The organism is Avibacterium endocarditidis (genome assembly GCF_965138825.1).
Taxonomy (GTDB): Bacteria; Pseudomonadota; Gammaproteobacteria; order Enterobacterales; family Pasteurellaceae; genus Avibacterium; species Avibacterium endocarditidis.
In genome coordinates, this window is sequence record NZ_CBCSDH010000015.1 from 1 (window position 1) to 15,818 (window position 15,818).

General features: G+C 37.6%; 14 protein-coding genes and 4 pseudogenes. 9 read left to right on the plus strand and 9 right to left on the minus strand.

Annotated elements, in window-relative coordinates; translation table 11 throughout:
* From ACNAV8_RS08865 to lptM, 7 genes and pseudogenes are all read right to left on the minus strand, one after another.
* Nucleotides 1–119 (minus strand): annotated as a pseudogene (locus ACNAV8_RS08865) (IS1595 family transposase); the annotation flags it as partial.
* Nucleotide 120: 1 nt separating this feature from the next.
* A pseudogene (locus ACNAV8_RS08870) lies at nt 121–409 on the minus strand (IS1595 family transposase); the annotation flags it as partial.
* A gap of 61 nt (nt 410–470) precedes the next feature.
* Nucleotides 471–589 (minus strand): annotated as a pseudogene (locus tag ACNAV8_RS08875) (IS1595 family transposase); the annotation flags it as partial.
* Between the two features lie 91 nt (nt 590–680).
* Nucleotides 681–1,057, minus strand: a pseudogene (locus ACNAV8_RS08880) (hypothetical protein).
* Complete coding sequence (locus tag ACNAV8_RS08885) at nt 1,053–1,481, minus strand: hypothetical protein (RefSeq protein ID WP_264256192.1); 429 nt, start codon at nt 1,479–1,481, stop codon at nt 1,053–1,055. The pseudogene ACNAV8_RS08880 and the gene ACNAV8_RS08885 overlap by 5 nt, the downstream one beginning before the upstream one ends.
* A 156-nt stretch (nt 1,482–1,637) precedes the next feature.
* A complete protein-coding gene (gene lysA, locus ACNAV8_RS08890) occupies nt 1,638–2,888 on the minus strand; it encodes a diaminopimelate decarboxylase (protein ID WP_103855635.1) in 1,251 nt (416 codons plus the stop codon).
* A gap of 10 nt (nt 2,889–2,898) precedes the next feature.
* Complete coding sequence (gene lptM, locus ACNAV8_RS08895) at nt 2,899–3,018, minus strand: LPS translocon maturation chaperone LptM (protein ID WP_391484921.1); 120 nt, start codon at nt 3,016–3,018, stop codon at nt 2,899–2,901.
* Nucleotides 3,019–3,165: 147 nt separating this feature from the next.
* Here lptM and cyaY point away from each other — a divergent pair, with 147 nt between their 5' ends.
* The 8 genes from cyaY (at nt 3,166) to ACNAV8_RS08935 (ending at nt 12,787) form a co-directional block, all read left to right on the plus strand.
* On the plus strand, nt 3,166–3,474 hold the full coding sequence (gene cyaY / locus ACNAV8_RS08900) for an iron donor protein CyaY (protein ID WP_103855636.1): 309 nt from the start codon (nt 3,166–3,168) through the stop codon (nt 3,472–3,474).
* A gap of 61 nt (nt 3,475–3,535) precedes the next feature.
* Nucleotides 3,536–5,380: a DNA helicase RecQ gene (recQ, locus tag ACNAV8_RS08905; protein ID WP_110479589.1), complete on the plus strand. Its 1,845-nt coding sequence runs from the start codon at nt 3,536–3,538 to the stop codon at nt 5,378–5,380.
* A gap of 342 nt (nt 5,381–5,722) precedes the next feature.
* Entirely contained in the window at nt 5,723–5,950 is a 228-nt protein-coding gene (locus ACNAV8_RS08910; protein ID WP_103854296.1) for a hypothetical protein, read from the plus strand.
* Between the two features lie 235 nt (nt 5,951–6,185).
* Nucleotides 6,186–6,407, plus strand: coding sequence for a hypothetical protein (locus ACNAV8_RS08915; RefSeq protein ID WP_103854297.1), 222 nt, complete (start codon nt 6,186–6,188; stop codon nt 6,405–6,407).
* A gap of 786 nt (nt 6,408–7,193) precedes the next feature.
* A complete protein-coding gene (locus ACNAV8_RS08920) occupies nt 7,194–8,447 on the plus strand; it encodes an HlyD family secretion protein (protein WP_110479587.1) in 1,254 nt (417 codons plus the stop codon).
* A 20-nt stretch (nt 8,448–8,467) separates the two neighbouring features.
* Nucleotides 8,468–10,546, plus strand: a complete 2,079-nt coding sequence (locus ACNAV8_RS08925) for a peptidase domain-containing ABC transporter (protein WP_110479586.1) — start codon at nt 8,468–8,470, stop codon at nt 10,544–10,546.
* Nucleotides 10,547–10,844: 298 nt separating this feature from the next.
* Nucleotides 10,845–12,023 (plus strand): ATP-grasp domain-containing protein, encoded by a 1,179-nt coding sequence (locus ACNAV8_RS08930; protein ID WP_103855616.1) that lies wholly within the window; start codon nt 10,845–10,847, stop codon nt 12,021–12,023.
* 8 nt (nt 12,024–12,031) lie between these two features.
* A complete protein-coding gene (locus tag ACNAV8_RS08935) occupies nt 12,032–12,787 on the plus strand; it encodes an esterase family protein (protein WP_103855617.1) in 756 nt (251 codons plus the stop codon).
* A gap of 39 nt (nt 12,788–12,826) precedes the next feature.
* On the opposite strand, the gene ACNAV8_RS08940 is transcribed toward ACNAV8_RS08935, so the two are convergent.
* Entirely contained in the window at nt 12,827–13,651 is an 825-nt protein-coding gene (locus ACNAV8_RS08940; protein WP_103855618.1) for an alpha/beta hydrolase, read from the minus strand.
* Nucleotides 13,652–13,699: 48 nt separating this feature from the next.
* Nucleotides 13,700–14,164, minus strand: coding sequence for a xanthine phosphoribosyltransferase (gene gpt / locus ACNAV8_RS08945; RefSeq protein ID WP_115248727.1), 465 nt, complete (start codon nt 14,162–14,164; stop codon nt 13,700–13,702).
* A 121-nt stretch (nt 14,165–14,285) separates the two neighbouring features.
* Here gpt and ACNAV8_RS08950 point away from each other — a divergent pair, with 121 nt between their 5' ends.
* Nucleotides 14,286–15,740, plus strand: coding sequence for an aminoacyl-histidine dipeptidase (locus tag ACNAV8_RS08950; RefSeq protein ID WP_103855619.1), 1,455 nt, complete (start codon nt 14,286–14,288; stop codon nt 15,738–15,740).
* Nucleotides 15,741–15,818 lie beyond the last annotated feature (78 nt).

Genomic DNA, 15,818 nt, shown 5'->3' on the forward strand with positions numbered 1-15,818 from the left:
ATTCACATTCCTTCAAGAATAAAGGAAAGTTTTTTCGGTTAATTCCATTATATTTTCGCAGTATCCGCTTCGCCTGATTCCAAAAATTTTCAATGCCATTAATATGATTTTGTTTCACCNCAAATAGCTCGGAATGATTGATTCGTTCGTGGTGAAATTCACTCACATCAAGCGCATCATAACTGCGATAAGTGTCCGTATAAACCCAGCTATCAGGCTTGATTTTTCTTTTAATAACAGGGAGTAATGTTTCACTCTTGGTGTTTTCAACCACAACAGTAAATACCTTTCCTTGTCGTTTTAGTCACCCAAAAACAGCAACTTTTCCAGCCGCTCCTCACCCTCCTTTTCCCTTTCGATGACCACCAAAATAGCTTTCGTCTAGTTCAATTTCCCCCTCAAAAATCTCNTTAACTTCAAGGGATAAATGATAGNCAATCACAAGCCTGATTTTATGGTAGAACAAAGCNGCTGTATTCGGTTGAATATCTAGCAAATTTGCTGCCGTTCTTGCAGTAACTTCTGCGACAAAAAACTCAAGCAGTTTTTTCTGTATAGATTTCTTTAATTTACAATGTGTTATCTTCATTTTTGTAGTATAGCATTGTTGCTAATCTACTACAGCCCCTTACTTTTTATTGGAACGTTATAAAAATCTTTGGAATTGTACTATGTTAACCCTAAATTCCACACCAAAATCGCAGTGTTTTTAGCAATTCTTTTGGTGTGCCAAAGTTAAACCGAAATTCACATTCTTTCAAGGATAACGGAAAAGATTTCTTGTTAATTCCGTTATATTTTCTTAGTGCTCGTTTAGACTGACTCCAAAAATTTTCAATCCCATTATTAATATGATTTTTACATCTACTAAATTGGCATCTTGAACTAAATGGTCGCTAATCACCCCTCTGATCTTACGATAAAATAAGGCGGCAGAATTAGGAGTAATTTCTAGTAAATTTGCTGCTGAACGGGCTGTCATTTCAAGCACAAAAAACTCTAGCAGTTTTCTCTGTATAAATTTCTTTATTTTTATATAACTAACATAACTGTTAATCTAATACAGCCCCTTCTTTTTTATCTAAAGAATAATTTTTCTTAACAAAGCGGAGAATTTTAGTATAAAAGAAGCTCAATATTACACCTAAAATAATAAAATAGATTAAGGCTAAAGACGTATCCAAGCTATATTTTTTACTCCAAAAATAGCATAGATAAAAAATCATTAAACAACAAGCAAAATAAAACAAAAGTACATTACGGCCTTTTGCATTTAAGTCATTAAATGGATTATTCGGTTTAATGGTATTTTTATTAATATATAAGGTAGAAAAGTAAACAATAGAAAGTAAAATAATGAGCGATAAAAGTACAAACTCAAGCTCATAGCCTGATACCCAGCCTGATTTTTCAACACGCCTAATCATCATACCACTAAATCCTATTATCATCATATTTAAACATTTTAAGTGTTTTTTCATTGGGTTACCTTAATAATTATTTGAAGGAAAAATTCAGCAAAATCGCACCGCACTTTATTTTAGCAATATAAATTTTTACATTCTATTTTGAGCGATATAACGTTCATCAAAACCTAAAAAAAATAACCCACAAAAGGTGGGTTATCTCTATTATTTTTACGGCAATACACTTTCTAGCTGCCATAATTCAGGGTAGGTTTCGCGGCGTTTGATAAGATGCGCTTGATCGCCGTCCACCATCACTTCAATGGCTCTTGGGCGGGAATTATAGGTGGAAGCCATACTTGCACCATAAGCCCCCGCTGAACGTTGGGCGATGAGATCCCCTTGGGCGATCGCCAGTTCACGCTGTTTGCCTAAGAAATCAGAGGTTTCGCAAATGGGACCCACCACATCATAAACTTTTGTTTCACGCGGTAGGCTGCGATCCACTTCAATAATATTCATATAGGCTTGATACAACGCAGGGCGAATCATATCGTTCATTCCCGTATCTACAATGGCGAAATTACGGCTTTCATTGCTTTTTAGGTATTCTACTTTGGTGAGCAAAATCCCTGCATTGGCGGTGATCGCACGCCCTGGTTCAAGAATAATTTCCAAGTTTGGATAATCTTTTAATTTAGCTAATAACGCTTTTGCATATTCACTTGGGTGCGGTGCATTTTCATCTTTATAGGTTACGCCTAAGCCGCCGCCTAAATCTAAATGTTTTAGTTCGATGCCATCTTGAGCAAGCTGCTGCATTAGCACGATCAAGCGATCTGTGGCATCAAGGAATGGTTGAATTTCCGTGAGTTGTGAGCCAATATGGCAATCCATTCCGGTGATTTTGATATGCGGTAATTGGCTTGCAATGCGATACACTTCACGCGCTTCATCAACGCTCACGCCAAATTTATTTTCTTTCAATCCTGTGGAAATATAAGGGTGCGTGTGCGCGTCTACGTCAGGGTTCACGCGCAAAGAAATTGGCGCGATTTTATTTAACCGCCCTGCGACTTCATTAATGCGGTAAAGCTCGTCAAGGCTTTCAACATTAAAGCAACGAATGCCCACGTTTAACGCACGCTCAATTTCTTGTTCCGATTTTGCAACGCCAGAAAACACCACTTTGCTTGCATCACCGCCCGCTGCAAGGACGCGTTCTAATTCCCCTTGCGAAACAATATCAAAGCCCGATCCTAGCTTCGCCATAATGTTCAAAATGGCTAAGTTCGGGTTGGATTTCACCGCGAAGCAAATAAGGTGGGGGTGATCGCCTAAGGCGTTATCAAAAGCGTGCCAGTGGCGTTCAAGGGTCGCACGGGAGTAAATATAAGCGGGTGTGCCGAATTGCTGGGCGATTTCAGCCACAGGCACTTGTTCTGCCATTAATTGATTCTCTTTATACTGAAAAAAATCCATTACCAATCCTTTATTGTTGTTGTGTTTGTGCGTTATCTTTTTCTGGGAAATACAGTTGGCCTTTCACGCCGCAGCCCGTGGCAGCGAGGGTGATCACCCCTAAAGTTAAACATAAAATCAGTTTTTTCATTGGTGTTTCTCTTGGTTTTTGTGCTTAGATGATAAATCTTATGTATAGTAACGATATTTAGAGAAATTTCTATTCTTTTTTGCACTTTGTATAAATAGCAAAAACTCTCTATAATTCCGCCTTACCTATTTCGCTTATGGAAAAATTATGAACGTTACAGAATTTCATCAAAATATTGAGCAAGTTTGGCTCAAAATTGAAGAACAATTAGAAGAGCAAGATTGCGATGTGGATTGCGACACGCAAGGTTCGGTGTTTACTATCACCTTCCCTGATCGTAGCCAAGTGGTGGTAAACAAGCAAGAGCCATTACTTGAACTCTGGCTTGCCAGCAAAGCAGGCGGTTTTCACTTTGCGTTTAAAGATGGCGAGTGGATCGCTAATGATGGCAAATTATTCTGGCAATGCTTGGAAGAAGCCTGTCGCGTACACGGCGAGCAAGTGCATTTCGCCTAATGGCTCATTTCATCAATAAACAAAGTGCGGTGCGTTTTTAACCAATTTTTCGCAAAAAATAATGGAAAAAAACACCGCACTTAAGGTTTTGAACGAGGTTTTTGGTTACCAATCTTTCCGCAACGGACAAGAAGAAGTGATCAACGCCGCCCTTTCACACCAAGATAGCCTTGTGATTATGGCAACGGGAAACGGAAAATCCCTTTGCTATCAAATTCCTGCGCTTTGCTTTCCGGGGCTAACCTTAGTGATTTCTCCGCTGATTTCCTTAATGAAAGATCAAGTGGATCAACTGCTTGCCAACGGAATTGAAGTGGATTATCTCAATTCCACACAAACCTTTGAGCAGCAGCAAATTGTACAAAATAAGGCGATTTCAGGGCAGCTCAAATTGCTTTATATTTCGCCCGAAAAGGCGATGACAACCAGTTTTTTCCAATTTATTTCTCATTGCCAAGTGAGTTTTATTGCCATTGATGAAGCCCATTGTATTTCCCAATGGGGACACGATTTCCGCCCTGAATACACCCAACTTGGCGGCTTAAAACGTTGCTTTCCCAACGCACCGATAATGGCGCTCACTGCCACCGCAGACAGTGCCACAAGGCAAGATATTTTGCACCATTTGCAACTGGATAATCCGCATATTTATATCGGCAGTTTTGATCGCCCAAATATTCGCTATACCTTGGTGGAGAAATTTAAGCCAATGGAGCAGCTATGCCAATTTGTGCTAGGGCAGAAGGGCAAAAGTGGTATCGTTTATTGCAACAGCCGCAACAAAGTGGAGCGCTTGGCGGAAAGTTTGCGCAAAAAAGGCGTGGCAGCACAAGCCTATCACGCAGGAATGGAAGCGAGCCAGCGCGAGCAAGTGCAGCGTGCCTTTCAGCGCGATAATGTGCAAGTGGTGGTGGCTACCGTTGCCTTTGGAATGGGCATTAACAAATCTAACGTGCGATTTGTGGCGCATTTTGATTTGCCGCGCAGTATCGAGGCGTATTACCAAGAAACAGGGCGCGCAGGGCGTGATGACTTACCTGCCGAAGCGGTGCTGTTTTACGAGCCTGCCGATTATGCGTGGTTACAAAAAATGCTGCTGGAAAAACCAGAAAGCCCGCAGCGCCAAATTGAACAGCATAAATTAGAAGCCATTGGTGAATTTGCCGAAAGCCAAACCTGCCGCCGTTTAGTCTTGCTGAATTATTTTGGCGAACATCGCCAAGCACCGTGCAAAAACTGCGATATTTGCCTTGATCCGCCGAAAAAATATGACGGCTTAATTGACGCACAGAAAGTGATGTCCACCATTTATCGTGTGGGACAAATGTTCGGCGTGCATTATGTGATCGGCGTGCTGCGCGGAATGCAAAATCAAAAAATTAAAGATAACCAGCACGATCAGCTCAGCGTGTACGGCATTGGCAAAGACAAAAGCAAAGAATATTGGCAATCGGTGATCCGCCAACTGATTCATCTTGGGCTTGTGCAACAAGTGATGAATCAATTTCATTCGGTGTTACAACTGACGGAAAACGCGCGCCCAATTTTGCGTGGTGAACAGCCCTTAGAGCTGGCAATGCCAAGGGTTTCTTCCATTATGACCGCACAAAGCGCACAAAAAAGTGCGGTGCAAAATTATGACAAAGATCTCTTTGCTCGCCTGCGTTTCTTACGCAAACAAATTGCCGACAAGGAAAATATCCCCCCTTATATTGTGTTCAACGATGCTACCTTGCAAGAAATGGCACAATATCAACCCACCAGCAAGCGCGAAATGCTACAAATCAACGGCGTGGGCGCAACCAAATTAGAGCGCTTCGGACAGGCATTCCTGCATATTATCCAAGAGCATAAATCGCTCAGCGCAAAAAACAGCCAACCGCTGAAATTATCTAATGAAAAATGAACGATTAATATCGTTTTAAGATCATCTGTAATAGCCTCATATAAATACTAGCCCTCCTATAGACAAGCTAAGAGAGCTAACTGGAAAAAGGTTAGCTTCTTGTAATTCTTTTACATAAAAATAACAAAAGTAAAATATTTTTAACACTGAATTATTCTACTATATAACTAACCATATTCTTCATCACATCTATAAAGTTTAATTTTCCTTAATAAAATTTCTTAATTTTGTGATTTAGATCACATATAAAACACTTGATAATGAATAAGATAATCATTATCATTTACTTGACCTTTTATAAAGGTCTTTGAAAATAAGTAAAATTACATAGGAGAAAAGACTATGAAATCTTTAAATAATGAAGAATTACATCACATAAATGGCGGTTCATTTAGCTTTTCTGGCTTTGGTGCCCATTCAAGATGGGGTAATTATGGGAGAGTTTCGGGAGGCTATACCTTTAAACCAACATCAAATATTTCTGTTACTCCAAGTGTAACAGTAAGCAAATTCCCAAGTGAAAAACCCAAAATTACTGGAGGTGGTATTAATATATCTATAGGGTTTTAATGATGAATATTCTTAGAAACATCTTAACTTTACTCAGTTGTATTCTATTAATTTCTTGTACATCTATGTTATCCAAGAAAAATGAAGAATATGATTTTAATAAAGGTAAATGTTTAAATTATTCACGCCATATAGAAATGAATTATCAGAATGGTACAATTAAATTCTCTGATCCAGTTTTACAGGAAATTAGATACAATGAATGTATGAGAAAGTAAAAAATAGGAGAAATTTTATGAAAAAATTAAACACTGACGAAGTACAATCAATTCATGGTGGGATGTGGGGATATATAGCCAGTGCTTTTGGTGGTTTGGCTTTAAATGAGATATTCCTTAACCCTCTAAAGAATGCCACATATAAACACTATAATAAGGAAAATGAGAAACTAGTAAATAGTTTTAATTCTAATCCTGACAAATTTATAAGAGAAAATACTTCATTTTATGGAGATTAATTTTAATTGAAAATAAAGCATCATATGCTTATGTGATGCTTTATTACTTAGGAGAAACTATGAAAAAATATATATTCCCAACACTTATGTTTTCATTTTTTTTCTTTTTCTTATCAACTTTTATTTATCCTTTATTTCCATTTGAAGTAAATAGATGGATAGCAGATCCTCTAGTTGCTTTGAGCATTTATCTACTATTTTTTAGGAAAGTGAATTAAGAAATAAATAGTAAAATGTTTTATTAGTATATTAATAATATATTTAGAAGGCTTTCACAAGGTCATCAAATGATAGGTAACTCATAATAAGGCGAAAATGCTATGAGAAATTTCAATAATATAGATATGCAAAAAGTTATTGGTGGGCTTGGATATTTAGGAAATTCAGCTATATCAGGTCATTTTACATAGTCTGGATTAGGAACAAGTATTGCTGCAGGAGCTGTATCAGGTATTATTTGAGCTTCTACGGCAGCTAAGTATTTAGCTCCAAGAGTAGGATTTTTAAGTGGAGCGGCTATCGGTATTGCAGATAAAAAATGATATGAAAAGCTGGATGCATATTATTGTCTCAAATGTTTTTATAAACATTTTATTTTTGTATTTAGGCGTTTTTCCTCTTTATATAAATCTTGCATATATTAGTTTAATATTAGTTAACTATATATTAAAGATAATATATAGTGGAGATGATATTAGTAAGTATTTAGATTTTAATAGAAAAATAGATTCTTTTATCATTATTCTCCTAGGTATCTATTATTCATCATTTTTATAAATTAGATTTATGTTTAGAAAAGAAGCCCTAGAACATCAGAAATGGAAAAGTAATGCTGTATTGTTTTCCAAGATTCCAAGTTGGTTAGTTTTTTCTATTTCCATTTTCATTGTGGCTTCTTTTATTTTATACGTTACTTTTGGTAGTTACACCCGCCGCGAAATTGTTTACGGTGAAGTTGTGATGCAACCTCACCCAATCATACTTTCAGCATCTAAATCTGGTTATATTTCAGAAAGTTATATTAAAATAAATCAACTAGTAAAAAAGGGAGATCCGCTATTTAAAATTACATTAGATCGTATCACAGATAGTGGTAATGTTGGTATTAATTCAATTAATGCAATAAAAGCGCAGCTAGAAAAACTTAGTGAAATTATAACGTTAGTTAAAAGTAATCAGACTGAAACCTTAACAAACCTACAAAAGCAAATTGACAAAAACCGTAAAATCTATAATGAAACAAAAATATATTTAAATGAAGTTTCCGCAAGCACAGAAGAATACCGCATTACATTAGAAAAATATGAAAAATTGATGAAAAAAGGCTATTCCTCTAATGATGAGGTGGCTCTGCAACGTTCGCGTTATTTCGATCAAAAATCTTTACGCAACAATTTACAAGAAAAATTAATCCAACAAGAAACTGTCATTATAGGGCTAGAAAATGAAATTGAGAGTCGTAGAACCGATTTTCAAAACCAGATTATTCGTTATGAATTACAACAAAATGATCTTGAAATTCGTTTACTTGAATTTGAATCTGTTTCAGAGCTGATTGTTAATGCTCCGCTAGATGGGTTAATTGAATCAATCAGTGCAACTGTGGGGCAAATTATTCGTGAAGGAGATGCTTTGGCTCAACTAATACCAGCTAATAAAGGCGAATATCAGTTAGTAATGTGGGTGCCTAATAGCGCAATTTCTTTTGTTAAACCTGAAAATAAAATCAGTATTCGCTACGAAGCTTTTCCCTTCGAAAAATTTGGACAGTTTGATGGCACTATTAAATATATTTCGACTGTTCCTGCTTCTCTGCAAGAGCTTGCTTTTTATAAGAATGTTCCTAGTACAGATCCTAATAACCCATTATATAAAATTGTTGTAGAAATACCTGACCAAAATGTCTCTTATAACCATACCTCATTAGCATTTTTAAGCGGTATGAAAGCTGAGGCAACCCTATTTTTAGAAAAACGAAAGCTATATGAATGGATGTTTTTACCATTTTATGGTTTAACCAAAAATATGGAAAAAGAATAAAAATATAGGAAAACAGGGATATGTTAGATAAACTTAATTTTTCATTCTTTAGAAAAGTTCCTCTCGTATTACAAACAGAATCGGCAGAATGCGGATTGGCTTGCCTAGCGATGATAGCTGGCTTTTATGGAGGAGAATCTAATCTTTTTCAACTTCGTAGTAAATATGGTATTTCTTCTAAAGGTGCCACATTAAAAAATTTAATTGATATTGCACAAGATCTTAAATTAATTACTCGCCCACTTTCACTTGAACTTGATGAATTAAAATTGTTACGTTTACCTTGTATTTTACATTGGGATTTTAATCATTTTGTTGTTTTAACCAAGGTAAAAGATAAATCTGTTGTTATTTTTGATCCCGCTTTTGGTAAAAAGAACATCTCTTTTGCAGAATGTTCAAAACATTTTACAGGGGTAGCCTTAGAAGCTTGGTCAGAGGTAAAATTTGAGAAATCTAATGATAATGAGAAAATTAGCCTTTATGAAACATTTAAAAATATTTCTGGTATAAAAGGTGCATTATTAAAGATATTTTCTCTTTCTCTGTTAATTGAATTAATTGCGCTATTAATGCCTATTGGCACCCAATTAGTGATAGATCACGTTTTAAAAGCTAAAGATCAATCCTTGTTATTAATTATTTGTTTAGGTCTTTTTTTATTTACGCTCTTTAGAAGCGTGGTGAGTATGTCAAGAGCTTGGATTTCATTAAAAATGAATTATCTAATCGATTTTCAATGGACAAGCAGCTTTTTTTCTCATTTGTTAAAACTTCCTTTAGATTTTTTTGAGAAACGTCAAGTTGGTGATATTCAATCACGTTTTGATTCACTTAGAAAAATACAAAATACACTTACTAATAGCATAGTAACTACAATCATTGATTTAATTATGACTATCAGCGTTACTATTATGATGTTCCTTTATGGAGGATGGCTAACTTGGGTAGTGATAACTTTTTCCATTATCTATTTAATACTTCGGTTTGTAACCTATTTTACTTACCGCCAGATTACAGAAGAGCAAATTATTAAGAGTGCAAAATCTACTTCTCATTTTATGGAAACGCTTTATGGTATCGCAACAATAAAATCTCTTGGATTAAATAAAAAGAGAGAAGAATATTGGATGTCATTGAATGCTGATGCTTTTAATACATCAATTAGAGTAACGAAGTTAGATATGCTTTTTTCTGGCATTCATACTTTTATTTCTACCTTAGAACAAATTTTAATCTTATGGATTGGTGCAACAATTGTTATGGATAATATGATGACAGTTGGAATGTTTATGGCATTTAATTCCTATAGAGGCTCCTTTTCCTCCAGAATGGGAAACCTAATTAATATTTTCTTTAATTTTAAAATGCTTTCTTTACACAGAGAAAGGATTGCCGATATTGCTTTAACTGAAATTGAAAATAGCATACACTCCTCACCATTTTCTTTATCAGAAGAACAAAAAGGTTTATCTATTTTAGTGAAAAATCTTACCTTTCAATATGATCAATTTACACAACCTATTCTTGATAATTTAAATTTAGAAGTTAATGCTGGAGAAAGCATAGCAATCTCCGCGAAATCAGGCGCAGGTAAAACAACCTTACTAAAATTAATGTCGGGACTCTTGAGACCAACAAAAGGAGAAATTTATATCAATAATATTGATATTAAAAACTTAGATAGTTCACATTATCGCCAACATATTGCAACGGTGTTACAAGAAGATAAGTTTTTCTCTGGCTCAATTTTAGAAAATATTGTCTGCTTTGATAATCAGTATGATAAAGAATTTGCCATTCAATGTGCAAAACAAGCGCAAATTCATAATGAAATAATGAAGATGCCAATGAATTATGAAACGTTGCTTGGAGAACTAGGCAATAACCTTTCAGGAGGGCAAAGACAAAGATTATTTATTGCGCGAGCTCTCTATAAAAGGCCTAAAATTCTTTTTATGGATGAAGCAACAAGTCATCTTGATGAAGAAAATGAAAGAAAAATTAATGATGCAATAGCTAAACTAAAAATAACTAGAGTAATAGTTGCCCATCGTCAATCTACTATTGAAAGTGCTGATCGATGTATAAATCTATAAAGCTAACCTTGATATAATTATTGTAATATGAGTTTTATAAAATCCTTAATACTAATAATTTAACCTATGATTTAATCTATGAAATATTTATAAGAAGCCTAAAAATACGATAGAGAAAATCATTGTAAATATATTACTTATCGCAGTGATATTTAAATTTATTACCCTCTGTTTACATCTAAAAAATAAAGAATAAATAATCCAATTTATTCAAATTTATATGTTGTTGCTTTTATCACTTGATGATTTTTTGTATAATGCAATCGTTTTCGTTATTTTTTAGATTGAGGGATAGTCTATGTCAAGACCACTAAACTTTGTGATGATTTCACCCCATTTCCCAACCAATTTTGAAACCTTTGCCGTGCGCTTGCGGGAAAATGGTTTCAACACCTTAGGCATTGCCGATACGCCTTATGAGCAACTAAGTGAAAATTTGCGCAATGCGCTGACGGAATATTATCGCGTGGATAATATGGAAGATTACGATCAGGTTTATCGCGCGCTGGGCTATTTTGCGCATAAATATGGGCGTATTGATCGCATTGAATCGCACAATGAATATTGGCTTGAGCTAGACGCGAAACTTCGCACTGATTTCAATGTATTTGGTTATAAAAATGAAGATATGAAATCCATTAAAACCAAATCAAAAATGAAAGAAATCTTCCGCCAAACGGGCTTAAAAGTGGCGAAAGGACGTGTATTTGAAAGCGATGAAGATGCCAGAAAATTAGCACACGAATTGCATTATCCCGTGATTATCAAACCGAATTCTGGCGTGGGCGCGAGCGATACTTATAAGATTAAAAATGCGCAAGAATTGGAAAACTTCTTCAGCCATAAAAATCCCAACGTGGAATACATTATGGAAGAATTTATTGACGGCGATATTGTTACCTTTGACGGCTTAACGGATCGCGATGGCAATATTGTGTTTTATTCCAGCCTTGAATATTCCGAAGCGGTGCTGGATACCGTAGAAAAAGATGGCGATATGTTCTATTACGTTCCTCGTGAAATTTCGCCAAAATTGGTGGAACTCGGCAAACAATGCGTCAAAGCCTTTAATGTGAAAGAGCGGTTCTTTCATTTCGAGTTTTTCCGTGTGAAGAAAACTAACGAATTATTGCCATTAGAGGTGAATTGTCGCCCACCGGGTGGTTTAACCATTGATATGTGGAATTATGCCAATGATTTCGATGTATTCAATGAATATGCGCATATTGTGAAAGACAACCAATTCCACGCGCAAATTTCGCACCCTTGGAATGTGGTGTATATCTCTCGCAAGGCAAATCAGCATTATGCTCATTCCATTGCCGAAGTGTGCGAAAAATTTCCACACAATATCATTAGCGTACAGCAAGTGCCGGGCGTATTTGCCAAAATTATGGGGGAAGAAGGAATATTGGCACGCACGCCAAGCCTTGAACAAATGCGTGAAATTATTCAATTTGCTCATCAAAAACACTAGGAGGAAAAATGTTTTTTGAACGCCGTCATCATTGGAGCGGAGAACTTGGCCGCGAAATGCCTTTTAATGTCTATGGCCACAGCGGCAAACCTGTGATTGTTTTTCCTTCATCAGGGGGAAATGAAAACGAATATGGCAATTTTGGAATGATTGACGCCTGCCGTTCTTTCATTGAACGCGGTTTACTCAAATTTTACACCCCTGATTCTTTTGATAAGGAATCTTGGCTCGCGGATCACAAATCAGGGCAAGATATGGCGCAGGCACACAATGCTTATGATCGCTATATTATCAATGAGTTAGTGCCATTAATTCGCTTTGAGTCCCAATGGCAAGGTGCAATGATCGCCACTGGTTGTAGTATGGGCGCATTCCACACCATAAATTTCGCCTTACGTCACCCTGATCTTTTTGATACTGCCATCGCCTTAAGTGGCGTGTATGATGCGCGTTTCTTCACAGGAGAATTTCACGACAACGCGGAAGTCTATTTTAATTCCCCCATTGATTATTTATGGAATCAAAACGATCCGTGGTTTTTAGAGCGCTACCGCCAAAACTATTACATAATCGCCGTTGGGCAAGGTGCTTGGGAAGAACAACACATCGCCGACACCGCTCGCTTACAACAAGCCTTCCAAGCCAAAGATATTCCCGCTTGGTTTGACTTTTGGGGAACAGATGTGGACCACGACTGGCCTTGGTGGCGCGTACAAATGCCTTATTTCTTAGGGAAGTTGGAAGAACATGGGCTATTAAAATAGAAAAAGCGGATTGATATTCCGCTTTTTCACTTATTGAAGCTATTTACCCAACAACGCAAAATGCAAAAACTCGACAAAATGATCTGCCCAGTGCATTTCGTGGTGGATTTCGTTTGCCATAATGCGTAAACGGATATGGTCGAGCGGCTGCCCTGTGCGTAACAAAGCCTGATAATAACGCAGGGTGCAATCAATGTAGGCTTGGTTCATATTAGAAATAAATTGTGAATCCATTTCATCGCCTTCATTTGTACCAACTTGGATAAATACACGGCTTTGTGGTTGTAAAGGGTGATGATGAATAAAGTGCATAAACGCAGGCTCACTAAACCAAGATGCAAGGGAAAACACGCCCAAGTGTCCAAAAATGTGCGGATACGCCGCGCCCATATAAGCGGTGATAATGCCACCCATTGAGCTACCAGCAAGCAAGGTGTTTTCTGCATTTGGCAAAGTGCGGTAGGTTTTATCGATAAATGTTTTAACCTCATTAACCACCCATTGCGCATATTCCGCACCACGTCCGCCCACATTGCGCACGTCATCGTTATTGCCCACATCCGTCCGCCAAGGGGCATATTCGTTCAGCCGTTCCGCCCCTGCATTATCAATGCCGACAATAATGAGTTTCGGCAAATGTTGATAATGCTTAATGGTAGGAATAATTTTCCACGAATGGCCCGAATAGGATTCTTTGCTATAAAACACATTTTGCCCATCGTGCATATAAAGCACAGGGTAATGCTGCCAAGGTTCGTTGTGATAATCTTTTGGCAGCAACACGCGCACACGGCGGTGGTGATGGTAATAAGGCACATAAAGAAAATGCTCTTGCATTTCCAGATAATGATTAAACGCACTCATCTTTTAACTTCTATAAAAAACGCTGGCAAGCCCAGCGTTTATCACAAATTATTTTCTCGCCAATGGTGGAACGAAAGTGATGCCCATATCCCAAGGCTGTTCAATCCAAGTGTTTTGTGGAATATCGATTACATAATCGTCCACTAAATCCGCCCCTGCCGGTTTTGCAAAAACCGTTACAAAACGGGCATTTGGATAAAGTTCACGAATGGCACGCGCTGTGTTGCCAGTATCCACTAAATCATCGACCACGATAAAGCCTTCGCCGCCGTTAGGCACTTGCGCAGCGTGTAAAACATTTAATTCGCCTTGCTGATTATGATCGTAGCTTGCGATACACACAGTTTCAACGTGGCGAATGCTCAATTCACGCGCCAATACCGCAGCAGGAAACAATCCCCCACGGCTCACTGCAATAATGCCTTTCCATTGTGATGCTGGCAATAAACGTTCAGATAATTTGCGTGCGTGCATATGGAACATATCCCAAGTCACAACATATTTTTCACTCATAACTCACCTTAACTTAAGAAAGGAGCGGAAACCGCCCAATAAATAAAATTGCGTTAGGATAACTTGAAACCAATTTTTATGCTATTATTTTGATGAATTTTTTTCATTTGAGGAAAAAACTATGTCTGAAATCCAACAACTTCAACCTACCTTGTTGTGGAAATGGTTCGATCAAATTTGTGCCATTCCTCACCCCTCTTATCACGAAGAAGCACTGGCTAATTTCATCGTAAATTGGGCGAAAGAAAAACAGTTTTTTGTCGAACGTGATGAAGTCGGCAATATTTTAATCCGCAAACCAGCCACGAAGGGAATGGAAAACCGCCCGTCAGTGGTGCTACAAGCTCACCTTGATATGGTACCTCAGGCGAATGAAGACACGCCACACAATTTCCAAACCGACCCAATCCAACCCTATATTGAGGGCGAATGGGTAACTGCCAAAGGCACAACCTTAGGGGCGGATAACGGTATCGGCTTGGCTTCTGCCCTTGCCGCATTAGAAGATGAAAATCTTGCTCACCCAGAGTTAGAAGTGTTGCTCACAATGACCGAAGAGCAAGGAATGGAAGGGGCGATTGGTTTGCGTCCAAATTGGTTGAAAAGCCAGCTAATGATCAACACCGACACCGAAGAAAACGGCGAAATTTATATTGGCTGTGCGGGTGGCATCAATGCCGATTTAACCATTCCTGTACAACAAATCGCCAACCCTTACGCGAACAGCTATCAGCTCGTGTTAAAAGGCTTGAGAGGCGGACATTCTGGCGTGGATATTCATACGGGACGTGTGAATGCGATCAAAACCCTTGTGCGTTTCCTTGCTCATCTCAATCAACATTATTCGCACATTGAATTTGCCATCAGCCAAATCAATGGTGGTTCTGTTCGCAATGCCATTCCCCGTGAAGCCTTTATTACCCTATCTATTGACGGTGATGTTGCCCCATTACAAAGTGCGGTGGAAAATTTTGAAGTTTTATTAAAAACAGAATTAGCCATTGCCGAACCCAATCTGAGCTTGTTCTTACAACCTGTTGAAAAACCAGCACATATTTTTGATAGCCATTCACAAAATAACGTAATCAACCTATTTAATGCCTTACCAAACGGCGTGATTCGTTACAGTGATGCAGTAGAAAATGTAGTGGAAACCTCACTCAGTTTAGGCGTGCTAAAAACCTCAGACAACCAAGTGAACGCCACAATTTTAATTCGCTCATTAATTGAAAGCGGCAAATATTATGTGCAAGAAATGCTGAAATCTTTGACCGCACTTTGTGGCGCAAGCGTCAATTTCGCTGGCAATTACCCAGGTTGGGAACCTCACCCAGACAGCAAAATCTTAGCCTTAACCAGCCAAATTTACGCGGAGATTTTAGGCCATCAACCTGAAATAAAAGTGATTCACGCAGGGTTAGAATGTGGCTTGCTGAAAAAAATCTACCCTAATTTAGACGTAGTTTCTATCGGCCCAACTATTATCAATGCTCATTCCCCTGATGAAAAAGTGCATATCCCCGCCGTACAAACCTACTGGCAATTACTCACCAGAATTTTGGCTGAAGTGAAGTAATTCATTAAAATATAAGTGCGGTGGAAAATTTCTGTATTATGTAGCATCTTCACAAAGTCTGAAAATTGACTAAATTCA

Excerpts from the sequence above, each read along its gene's own strand:
- ACNAV8_RS08935 (WP_103855617.1), top strand. The coding sequence starts at position 12,032 with ATGTTTTTTGAACGCCGTCATCATTGGAGCGGAGAACTTGGCCGCGAA.
- recQ (WP_110479589.1), top strand. The coding sequence starts at position 3,536 with ATGGAAAAAAACACCGCACTTAAGGTTTTGAACGAGGTTTTTGGTTAC.
- ACNAV8_RS08885 (WP_264256192.1), bottom strand. The coding sequence starts at position 1,481 with ATGAAAAAACACTTAAAATGTTTAAATATGATGATAATAGGATTTAGT.
- ACNAV8_RS08950 (WP_103855619.1), top strand. The coding sequence starts at position 14,286 with ATGTCTGAAATCCAACAACTTCAACCTACCTTGTTGTGGAAATGGTTC.
- ACNAV8_RS08915 (WP_103854297.1), top strand. The coding sequence starts at position 6,186 with ATGAAAAAATTAAACACTGACGAAGTACAATCAATTCATGGTGGGATG.
- ACNAV8_RS08920 (WP_110479587.1), top strand. The coding sequence starts at position 7,194 with ATGTTTAGAAAAGAAGCCCTAGAACATCAGAAATGGAAAAGTAATGCT.
- ACNAV8_RS08930 (WP_103855616.1), top strand. The coding sequence starts at position 10,845 with ATGTCAAGACCACTAAACTTTGTGATGATTTCACCCCATTTCCCAACC.
- lptM (WP_391484921.1), bottom strand. The coding sequence starts at position 3,018 with ATGAAAAAACTGATTTTATGTTTAACTTTAGGGGTGATCACCCTCGCT.
- ACNAV8_RS08925 (WP_110479586.1), top strand. The coding sequence starts at position 8,468 with ATGTTAGATAAACTTAATTTTTCATTCTTTAGAAAAGTTCCTCTCGTA.
- gpt (WP_115248727.1), bottom strand. The coding sequence starts at position 14,164 with ATGAGTGAAAAATATGTTGTGACTTGGGATATGTTCCATATGCACGCA.
- cyaY (WP_103855636.1), top strand. The coding sequence starts at position 3,166 with ATGAACGTTACAGAATTTCATCAAAATATTGAGCAAGTTTGGCTCAAA.
- ACNAV8_RS08940 (WP_103855618.1), bottom strand. The coding sequence starts at position 13,651 with ATGAGTGCGTTTAATCATTATCTGGAAATGCAAGAGCATTTTCTTTAT.
- lysA (WP_103855635.1), bottom strand. The coding sequence starts at position 2,888 with ATGGATTTTTTTCAGTATAAAGAGAATCAATTAATGGCAGAACAAGTG.
- ACNAV8_RS08910 (WP_103854296.1), top strand. The coding sequence starts at position 5,723 with ATGAAATCTTTAAATAATGAAGAATTACATCACATAAATGGCGGTTCA.